General features: G+C 63.6%; 7 protein-coding genes. All 7 read right to left on the bottom strand.

Going from position 1 to position 9,405, the window contains the following annotated elements; all coding sequences use genetic code 11:
• Positions 1–42 precede the first annotated feature (42 nt).
• The 7 genes from M5B97_RS23665 to gspK all read right to left on the bottom strand — a co-directional run bounded on the left by M5B97_RS23665 (position 43) and on the right by gspK (position 9,398).
• Positions 43–1,215 carry a substrate-binding domain-containing protein gene (locus M5B97_RS23665; protein ID WP_134661161.1) on the bottom strand — a complete coding sequence of 391 codons (1,173 nt, stop codon included), beginning with the start codon at positions 1,213–1,215 and terminating at the stop codon, positions 43–45.
• 339 nt (positions 1,216–1,554) lie between these two features.
• The gene (gene gspF, locus M5B97_RS23660) at positions 1,555–2,766 is read right to left on the bottom strand and encodes a type II secretion system inner membrane protein GspF (protein ID WP_134661162.1); all 1,212 of its coding nucleotides are present in this window, start codon (positions 2,764–2,766) and stop codon (positions 1,555–1,557) included.
• Positions 2,766–4,184 (bottom strand): type II secretion system ATPase GspE, encoded by a 1,419-nt coding sequence (gspE, locus tag M5B97_RS23655; protein WP_248732834.1) that lies wholly within the window; start codon positions 4,182–4,184, stop codon positions 2,766–2,768. The genes gspF and gspE overlap by 1 nt, the downstream gene beginning before the upstream one ends.
• 448 nt (positions 4,185–4,632) lie before the next feature.
• On the bottom strand, positions 4,633–6,948 hold the full coding sequence (gene gspD, locus M5B97_RS23650) for a type II secretion system secretin GspD (protein WP_248732833.1): 2,316 nt from the start codon (positions 6,946–6,948) through the stop codon (positions 4,633–4,635).
• Complete coding sequence (gspM, locus tag M5B97_RS23645; RefSeq protein WP_248732832.1) at positions 6,945–7,457, bottom strand: type II secretion system protein GspM; 513 nt, start codon at positions 7,455–7,457, stop codon at positions 6,945–6,947. The genes gspD and gspM overlap by 4 nt, the downstream gene beginning before the upstream one ends.
• Positions 7,450–8,523: a type II secretion system protein GspL gene (gspL, locus tag M5B97_RS23640; RefSeq protein ID WP_248732831.1), complete on the bottom strand. Its 1,074-nt coding sequence runs from the start codon at positions 8,521–8,523 to the stop codon at positions 7,450–7,452. Before gspL ends, gspM begins: the two co-directional genes overlap by 8 nt.
• On the bottom strand, positions 8,520–9,398 hold the full coding sequence (gene gspK, locus M5B97_RS23635) for a type II secretion system minor pseudopilin GspK (protein ID WP_248732830.1): 879 nt from the start codon (positions 9,396–9,398) through the stop codon (positions 8,520–8,522). Before gspK ends, gspL begins: the two co-directional genes overlap by 4 nt.
• Positions 9,399–9,405 lie beyond the last annotated feature (7 nt).

The raw sequence follows: 9,405 nt of genomic DNA, 5'->3' as shown, positions 1-9,405 counted from the left end.
AAGTCATTGCCGGCTGTGGGCCAACCCTGTCGAGACGGGGTCTTACTGCGGACGACCAATACCGTTGCAGGTGTTGGTGTCGCCCAGGCGCAAGGCGCTGGTGGTGGCATAGAAGTTGTCGTAGACAGCTTTCTGCCAGGTAGTGGACAGCGGGATGAAGGAGTGGCTGCTGATGGCCGAGTTGTTCAGACCGGTGTAGTGACGGTTCAGGAATACGCGAATACGCGCGGTATCAGTGGTGTCTTTGTAGCACTGGCTGAAGACCAGGTTGGTGTAGCCCACAATCGGGTAACCCACGCTTGGGTTGGCGAACGTAGGAACCCACTTCAACGGGTCCTTGGCGTCATTGCTGCCAAGCGCCGGCGGAGCCACGGTATCGAGGCTGGCTTGAACGTTGACTTCGGTCGGCAGGTAACCGTTCACCGAAGCCACTTTGGTAGCGTCGTTGAACTGAGCGTAGTCGGGGCTGACGTAACCGATGGCACCGTTGTTGCCGGCGACTGCACTGGCAACACCGCCGCTGCCGGTGACCGCGATGTAGCTGGAGCCGGCCGGGGCGTTGGAGACTGGGTCAAAGCCGACGGCGGTCGCGAAGCTGTTGCTCACAGTCGGTACCGAAGCAGGTTTCACCGCCTTGAGGTGGTTGGTGAAGATCTCGGTGGTGCCGCTGGTTTCCTGGCGATAAACCACTTTGATCTGCAGGTTTGGACCGGCAGCGCCGTTGAACTGCACCTGGTTCCAGTTGGTGATTTTGCCGGCAAAGATATCAGCCAGTTGGGCGCTGGTGAGCTTCAGCGAGGTTTGACCATCGATGTGATAAGGCACAGTCACCGAAGTGGCTTCGGCCGGGATTTGAATCAGCGGGCCGTAGGCAGTGCGGCCGTTAACGGCGTCGGCATTGTAGGCAGCCAGTTCCGCGGCACTGACTACCGAATCGCTGCCTGCATAATCAACGTTGATGCCGGCGGCCAATTTCAGCTTGGTCGAATCATTACCGAAGAACGCCTTCTTGCCATCGCCGCTGCCTACGCCGATGTAAGGGCTGAAACCTGGAACAGTGGCAGACAGAATGCCGGTAGCCGTCGTGGATGTCGCAGTGCTGCCGTAGAGTTTTTCCGGCAGGGTGGCGCCGCCGCCGACCACGGCAGCCATGGATTGGGCCGAAGCCAGTGCTGCAACCACCAAAGAGGCCGCGATCATAGTGCGCTTAAACATGAAGAATCTCCTTTCGTCGTGTTCGTACGTTTTGGGGTAGATGGCTCTTGCATGACGCCATGGCTTCGATCCCAAGCCGTGTACCGGGGGTGGCGAGGGCTGAGGCCATGGGTAGGAAATTTCGCAGCATCCGATGACAGCTGAGGGAAAAAACCTCGGGAGGAAGCGCTTGATTTTGAAAAAGATTCTCGGGTGTTTCGGTCATCATTCCGAACGGTTTTGACGCAGGTGACAGCGGGGTTTCAACGCGTTGTTTCAGCCCAAGGCTGGAGGCGGCACAGGCCGTGCGGCAAGGGCTGGAAAATGACAGAACGAGGAACCCGAGGTCGCTCGGGTGGCCTAGGTCACCAGTTGGTTGATTTCAATGATCGGCAACAGCACCGCCATCACAATCACCAGCACCACCGCGCCCATCACGACGATCATCAAGGGCTCCAGCAACGCCGTCATGCCCATGGCGCGGCGTTCGATATCCCGGGACAAGGTTTGTGCCGCGCGCTCGAGCATCGGCGGCAGTGAGCCGGTTTTTTCGCCGCTGGCGATCAGGTGGATCAGTACCGGCGGGAAGACTTTTTCCAGCGCCAGCGCCGGCGCCAGATTGGCGCCTTCGCGCACCTTGGCCGTGGCTTCGTTGACGCACTGGCTCAAGCGATCATTCGATAACGTCTGGCGCGCGGCCTCCAGCGCGCGTAGCAACGGCACCCCGGCACCGCCGAGGATCGCCAGGGTCGAGGCGAACCGCGCGGTATTCAGGCCCAGTACGAAGCGCCCGATCAGCGGCAGGCGCAGCACCCGGCTGTGCCAGTTCAGGCGCGCCACAGGGTTGCGCAAATACAGGCGCCAGCCCCAGAAGCCACCGACGATCCCGGCAAAACACAACCAGCCCCAGGCCCGTATAAAGTCGCTGGCGTTGAGCATGGCCAGGGTAAGGCCCGGCAAGTCCTGGCGCGCCTGGGAAAACGCGCTGACCACCTGGGGCACCACGTAGCTCAACAGGAAAATCACGATGCCAATGGACACCAGGCCGACCACGCCGGGGTAGATGAATGCGGTCATGATCTTGCCACGCAGGTTGTTGCGCTCTTCGATGTAGTCGGCCAACCGCTCCATCACCTGGGCCAGGTCGCCAGACTCCTCCCCTGCTGCAATCAACGCACGGTAGATCGACGGAAAATCCCGCGGTCGCGCCGCCAGCGCATCGGCCAGGCGCATACCAGCGCGAACATCGGTACGTACGGCGCTGAGGGTATGGGCGATGTGCTTTTTCTCGGCCTGCTCCACCGTTGCGCTCAAGGCCGCTTCCAACGGCAGGCTGGCGCCCAACAGGCTTGCCAGCTGGCGCGTGGCCCAGGCCAAGTCGTTGTCCGACAGCTTGGCGCTGAACAGGCTGCCGCCGGCCGCCGCTTGTTGATTGCCCTCAATCTGCACCAACAATGCGGTCAAGCCTCGCCCCCGCAAGCTGGCGAACGCAGCACTCTGACTGTCGGCCTCGACGTGCCCGGCTTCGACCTTGCCGCTGGCGTCGGCGGCCTCATAGCGATAGCGATTCATCAGGCGTCCCGTGTCACACGCAGGATTTCTTCGGGCGCGGTGGCACCGCTGCGCACCCAGCGCTCGCCATCTTCACGCATGCTGAACATCCCGGCACGCCGGGCGGCCAGGCGCAGGTCCTGCTCGCCGGCACCCTGGTGGATCAGGCTGCGCACGTCGTCATCGACACAGAACAATTCATGGATACCGGTACGCCCGCTGTAGCCGATCTGGTTGCACTGCGCACACCCCACCGGGCGCCAGGTGCCGGGCGCGGCTGGATCCTCCTGCTTGCAATGGGGGCACAGGCGACGCACCAGGCGTTGCGCCAATACGCCGAGCAGGGACGACGCCAACAGGAACGGCTCCACGCCCATGTCGATCAAACGGTTGACCGCCGACACTGCGTCGTTGGTGTGCAGCGTGGCGAGCACCAAATGGCCGGTGAGCGAGGCTTGCACGGCGATTTGCGCGGTCTCCAGGTCACGGATTTCACCGATCATGATGATGTCCGGGTCCTGCCGCAGAATCGCGCGCAAGGCCAGGCCGAAAGTCATGTCGATCTTGGCGTTCACCTGAATCTGGCTGATGCCCGGCAGGTCATACTCCACCGGGTCCTCCACGGTGAGGATATTACTGGTACTTGCATCCAGTCGCGCCAGGGCGGCGTACAGGCTGGTGGTCTTGCCGCTGCCGGTAGGCCCGGTGACCAGCACGATGCCGTGGGGCTGGCGGATCAATGTATCGAGGCGCGCCAGCAGTTGCGGGTCCATGCCCAGGGTTTCCAGTTGCAGGCGCCCGGCCTGCTTGTCGAGCAAACGCATCACCACTCGCTCGCCATGCCCGGTGGGCACCGTCGACACCCGGATATCAATCGGCCGCCCGGCCACACGCAAGGCAATGCGGCCGTCCTGGGGCAAGCGTTTTTCGGCGATATCGAGCTGCGCCATGATCTTGATCCGTGACACCAGCGCGCCATGCAGCGCCTTGCGCGGCGACACGACATCCCGCAGGGTGCCGTCGACGCGGTAGCGCACCACGGAGTGGGTTTCGTAGGGCTCGATATGGATATCACTGGCTTCGTCACGGGCGGCCTGGGTGAGCAAGGCGTTAATCATGCGAATCACCGGCGCGCCGTCCTGGGTGTCGAGCAGGTCGGTAATCTCGGGCATGTCTTGCATCAGGCGGTCGAGGTCCACCTCATTTTCAGCGGCGCCGACGACCGCGGCGGCGCTGCCGGTGTCGGCGTAGGCACTGGTGAGCAGACCGTCGAGTTCGTCGTCGCGAACCTGTTCGAGCTGGGCCTGGCCGAATTGGCGGTAGACTTCACTGATGGACCAGCCGGGGGTCGAGGGACATACGGTCAATAGCATGCCCTGCTCGCTGGGGCGCAGGAGGATGCGTTGGGATTTGGCCCAGGCGTAGGGAAGCAGGCTCATTGGATTGACTCGCTTGCGCTGGCTTTAGATAGACCGAGTACATATCCGTCACTGCGCTCACGGCCACTTATGACCGCCCCATCGCAGCCAAGCCCCCTCCCACATGTAAACCTCGAGATGTCAGGAAGACAGCCATCAGCCCTTGATCTGGTTTTTGATCTGGTTTTTGATCTTAAGCGCCCCATAAAACCACGCTGGCCGAACGCAGGCTTGAATCCGTGGGTAACCCGGCAGGACGCCGGGTTAGCCGTCCTGGGCCAGGGATGGCCCATGACGGCGGCCCACGGATTCAAACCGGAGTGAGGGCATGCCGAGCCCAGGCGAGGCACCGAGTGGTGGGGCAAGGACCTTTTGGTTACTTTTGGGTCCCTCCAAAAGTGACCCGCTGTAAGAGCGGAACCATCAGCGGCCGTTACCGACGAAACGGATATGTACACAGCCAAAGATCTCATGGCCGCGCCCCAGACACCGGCACCGCCCGAATAACCGCCCGAGGCCCCTGCTGCTGCGCCCCCGGTATCGCCTTCTCCACCGAAGGCAACTGCGGCGCCTGCACATCCGGCATCGCCCAGCTACGCTCCGGCTGCAACCCACCCTGGGCCCGGCGCATGAACTCATAGCGATTCAACGTAATGCTGCGCCCTGCCCCACTGTCTCGAATGATGTAGGGCCGCAGGAACACCATCAAATTGGTCTTGGTCACACTGCGCTTCTCGCTGCGAAACAGCGCACCCAACCCCGGGATATCCGCCAACCAAGGCACCCCATCGTTGCTCTGGCTGTAGCCATCCTGCAGCAAGCCGCCCAGCACCATGATCTGCCCGTCATCCAACAGAATGCTGGTATCGATCGCCCGCTTGCTCGTCACCGTCCCGGCGTCCACCGAGGCCCGCGAGTCAACGCTGCTGACCTCCTGGTAAATGTCCAGCTTCACCGTGCCGCCCTCGGAAATCTGCGGCCGTACGTTCAGCTTGAGCCCCACTTCTTCACGCTGCACGGTCTGGAACGGGTTGTTGCTGGTGCCGCCACCGCCCGTCACGTAACTGCCGGTGACAAACGGGATGGTCTGCCCGACGAAAATGCTCGCCGCTTCGTTGTCCAGGGTCAGCAGGTTCGGAGTGGACAGTACGTTGGTGCCGCCTTTGCTCTTCAACGCCCGGGCCAACACCTTGAGGTCCAGCACCTTGCCGATCCCCGGAATATCCACCGAGCCGTTGACCAGCCCGATATTCAAGCCCTTGGGCAACACATCGATGCTGGTCTTGGCGCCGGGCGTGCCGTTCAAACCACTGCCGCCCAGGTTGACGCCGCCGAAACCACCCTTGCCGCCGAGGTTGCCGGCCTGCCACTGCACACCGAATTCACTGGCATCGTCTTCGCTGACTTCCACGATCAGGCTTTCGATGACCACTTGGGCGCGGCGCTGGTCGAGCATGTCGATGACTTCACGCAGGTTGCGGTACAGCGGGTCGGGCGCGGAGATCAGCAAGGTGTTGGTGGTGGCGTCGGCCTGGATCGTCACGCCACCGGCACTGAACGCAGTGTTCTGGTCGCTGGAAGTGCCGGCGCTGGGTGGTTTGTCGGCACTATAGCTCGGTTGCACGCCACTGCCGGTGGGCGTACCGCTGCTGTTTTGCGTCGGGTTGCCAGAACTACTCTGGGGGTTGCCGCCCATGGAACTGAGCTTGCCACGGGCTTCATCGCTGACGCCGGACTCGCTTTCACCGGTGAGCAACCCGCGCAACGACTGCGCCAGCTTCCCCGCCTGGGCGTTGCGCAGGTACACCACGTGCATATTGCTCGGGTTGCTCTGGGCATTGTCGAGCTTGTAGATCAAGTTGCGCGCCAACTCCGTGCGCTCGGGGCTGCCGGAGCGAATGATGATCGAGTTGGAACGGGGGTCGCCCACCACATTGATCTTCTGGGTCTGGTCGGCCCCCTGGGTTTCCAGCAGTTCGGCGACCATGGCGGCAATGTCCACCGCGATGCCGTTCTGCACTTTCACCACGTCGGTGTCGATGGCACTGGGGGTGTCGATGCCGCTGATGATCTGCGCCACCCGCGTGAGGTTTTCCGCATAGTCGGTGATGACGATGCTGTTGTTGCCGGGGTAAGCGTTGATCGGGTTGTTGGGCGACACGATGGGACGCAACACCGGGATCAGGTTCACCGCGTTTTCATATTGCAGGCGGAAGGTGCGGGTTTGCATGCCACTGCTGCCGGCACTGTTGATCGGACCACCGAGCAGTTTGGCGTCGGCTTCCGGCACCACTTGGGCCACGCCGCCCACGTCGACCACGCTGAAGCCCTGCATGCGCAGCGCCGCCAGCAGCATGTCGTAAGCCTGGTGCGCGGGCACCTGGCCTTCGCTGACCAGGGTCAGGTTGCCCTTCACTCGCGGGTCCACCAGAAACTGTTGGCCGGTGGCGCGGGACAGTGCGCGCACCACCGCTTGAATATCCGCATCGACAAAGTTCAGTTGCACCGGCTGGTCGCCCAGCGGGTTGCGTGCCTTGACCACGGTGGGGGCATGGCCACGGGCGCTGCTGGTCACAGGGTGCTGCACTCGCGGCGCCAGGGGCGGTTCGCGCTGACGGTCCAGCACGCTATCGCCATTACGTCGGGTTTCGGCCAACGGCTGGCCGAGTTCACTGTCCACCACCAGCGGTTTGGTCGATGGGGTGTTGCTGCACGCGCTCAGGGCCAGCAACAGCAGTGGCGCGACCTTGCGAAACGGCGCGGGATGAGAGACTGACCACTTCATGAAGCTTCCTTAGCGCCAAGCGCCTGATCCATGCGAACGGTCCCGGACACAGTGCCGGCCGAGTTGTCGACGGCGTCGCCAGCGCGTTGCAAGTGCGCTTCGGACACCTCCAGGGAAAATGAACGGGGGTTACCCAGCAGCCAATCCACCACGGCGTCCGCCGGGGCGCTGTCGAAGGTCAGGCGCCAACTGCCGGCGTCCAGCGCCTGCAATTGGTAACGGCCCTGCAGGCCGGCGCCATCCAGTGCCTGACGCAAGGCGGCCTCGTCGGCGCTGCGAGGTGCCGCAACACCCTGCAGCAACACCTGCAGGGCCTCGGCCTGGGACCGTAGCTTGGGCGTTTCGACCTGCCAGTAATCGATCTTTTTCAATGCGGGCTGCACGAGGATCAGCCAGGTCAGCAGGCCCACCAGCACCAACACGGCACCGCTGAGCATGCGTTTTTCGCGTAGCGCCAGGCCGCTCCAGAACGTTTGGGATTGGCTGCGTGCTCGCTGCCACTTATTCATCTTCTTCGGCTCCCGCAGCGGTTGCCGCCTCGGTGGGCGCAACGATCCAGCCGTGCTCGTCGCGGGTTGCGGTAAAACCGGCCTGGGCCAACGCGGCCTGCTTGTCGCTCTCCACTTGCGGGCTGCGGCTGTCGGTGAGCAAACCCAGGTGCAGGCGGCCTTGCTCGAAACTCAGCGTGTCGACACTGGCAACCATGAACGGCAGGTTGCTGCCGGCCAGTTGCAACAGGCTGCTGAACCGCTGGCCAGGGTCGGTGGCCGCGCCGGCTTGCCGCGCCGCCAACTGTTGACGGGCCTGCTGCAATGGATTGAGCACCACCGGCAATTCGGGGAACGCCTGGCGCACTTGCTGGCCCATCTGCGCCTTGAGCCGCTGGCCTTCCGCAACTTGGCGCGCGGCGTAAAGGTTCAGGCCCAGGGTCCAGATGGCGATGGCCAACGCCACCCCCGCCAGCGCCCTGCCCCAACCCCCGGTTGCCGCCTGGCTGAGACGGCCGTGCAACCCCCAGGCAGGCGGGGCGCCACTCCAACGCAGGGCCGCGTCTACCCATGGCAGCTCAAGCGTCTGTTGGCCCAACGGATGCACCGAGCCTTGTTGCAGGCTGTCGCGGGTCAGCCCATAACCTTCATCCAGCGTTGCCGTCGCCACCGGCAACGCAAAGGGCGCCGGGTACACGCCACGCAATGCGAGCGGCACTTGGGCCAGCACCTGGCCAAGGTGCTCCAGCCCCGCCCTGGGCACCCAGGCCACCTGTACGGTGCCATCGCTGCCGCGTGGGCCGTGGGCGACCACCATCTGCTCCACCGGACCAAGGATCAGCGCCTGAGCCGCACAGGCCACGGCGGCGGCGGTTTTTGCAGCCGGCAGCGGCGGCAGCTCGAGGCTGGTCAGCAGGCTGTCACGAGGGTGCAAAAAGCAGTCGACCGCCTGACGGTGTTTACCCAGTTGCTTGAGACATTCCTGCCCCTCGGCAACCACGGCACCGTGCTCCAGCCAGGCAAAGGTCACGCGACTGTCCAGCGTGAGCTGGTCGAGGGGCGGCAAGCCGATGCGCAAGCGCTTCATACGCCCACCCGCGACCAGATCACCCGGGGCATGCGGTCTTCGGGGCGATGCAAGAGCGCTTCGATCGTCACTCGGCGTTGCTCGCGCCGGGCCTGGCCCTGCAAGCGGAACCACTCGCTGGTAATGCCCACCTGCACCGACTCCACCTCCACCTGTGGCATGCGCAGGCGGTTGACGAAATCTCCACGGTTGATGAACCAGTGCCCGCCATCACGCTCGGTCACCAGCGCCTGCGCCTGGGCCAGGTCGAGTTGCGGCACCACCGCACTGAGCACTTCAGGGCGGGCCGTGTTGCCGTTGACCCAGGTGTTGCCGGGCAACACGCTGATGTAGGCCTGCATGCGCTGTAACACCTGCGGCTCAAGACCCTCGATAGCGCTCAAGTCCTCCAGGCTTCGCAGCATCGGGTATCTGGCCGGCCTGTCGGGTTGGTCATAGGACGCGATCACCCGCTGGCTGATGCGCCGGCTCACCGCCGGATCGACCCCGATCAGGCGGCACAGGCGCTCGAAACTCCGTAGCTGCTGAGCATCCGGCTGCTGGCGATTGACCAGGTTGCGCAAGTTGAATTTGCCTTGCTCGTCTTCGATCCGCGCTTCAAACACTCCGCCTTGTGCACGCGCCCAAGGCTGATCGAGGCGCGTCAGCACATCTTTTTGCCGAGCCTCCCACAGCAACTGCCGGCTGCGCTCCAGGCCGCCCTGCAACAGCCACTGGCCCTGGATACGCGCTTGCTCCGCCTCAAGGCTGCGGGTGAACACGGTCTGACGCGTGAGCATGGCGCCGGCAATCACCGCGACCACCGCCGCGATCAGCAACGCGCTGATAATCGCCATGCCGCGCTGCTTCGCCGCTGCGTGGGGATATCGTTTCATGGCGCGC

The sequence above is a fragment of the Pseudomonas sp. MWU13-2517 genome (genome assembly GCF_023242545.1).
Lineage (GTDB): Bacteria > Pseudomonadota > Gammaproteobacteria > Pseudomonadales > Pseudomonadaceae > Aquipseudomonas.
Note: the sequence above shows the minus strand (reverse complement) of the source record. Positions and strands in the feature narration are given on the sequence as shown.

Excerpts from the sequence above, each read along its gene's own strand:
- gspL (WP_248732831.1), bottom strand. The coding sequence starts at position 8,523 with ATGAAGCGCTTGCGCATCGGCTTGCCGCCCCTCGACCAGCTCACGCTG.
- M5B97_RS23665 (WP_134661161.1), bottom strand. The coding sequence starts at position 1,215 with ATGTTTAAGCGCACTATGATCGCGGCCTCTTTGGTGGTTGCAGCACTG.
- gspM (WP_248732832.1), bottom strand. The coding sequence starts at position 7,457 with ATGAATAAGTGGCAGCGAGCACGCAGCCAATCCCAAACGTTCTGGAGC.
- gspE (WP_248732834.1), bottom strand. The coding sequence starts at position 4,184 with ATGAGCCTGCTTCCCTACGCCTGGGCCAAATCCCAACGCATCCTCCTG.
- gspK (WP_248732830.1), bottom strand. The coding sequence starts at position 9,398 with ATGAAACGATATCCCCACGCAGCGGCGAAGCAGCGCGGCATGGCGATT.
- gspF (WP_134661162.1), bottom strand. The coding sequence starts at position 2,766 with ATGAATCGCTATCGCTATGAGGCCGCCGACGCCAGCGGCAAGGTCGAA.
- gspD (WP_248732833.1), bottom strand. The coding sequence starts at position 6,948 with ATGAAGTGGTCAGTCTCTCATCCCGCGCCGTTTCGCAAGGTCGCGCCA.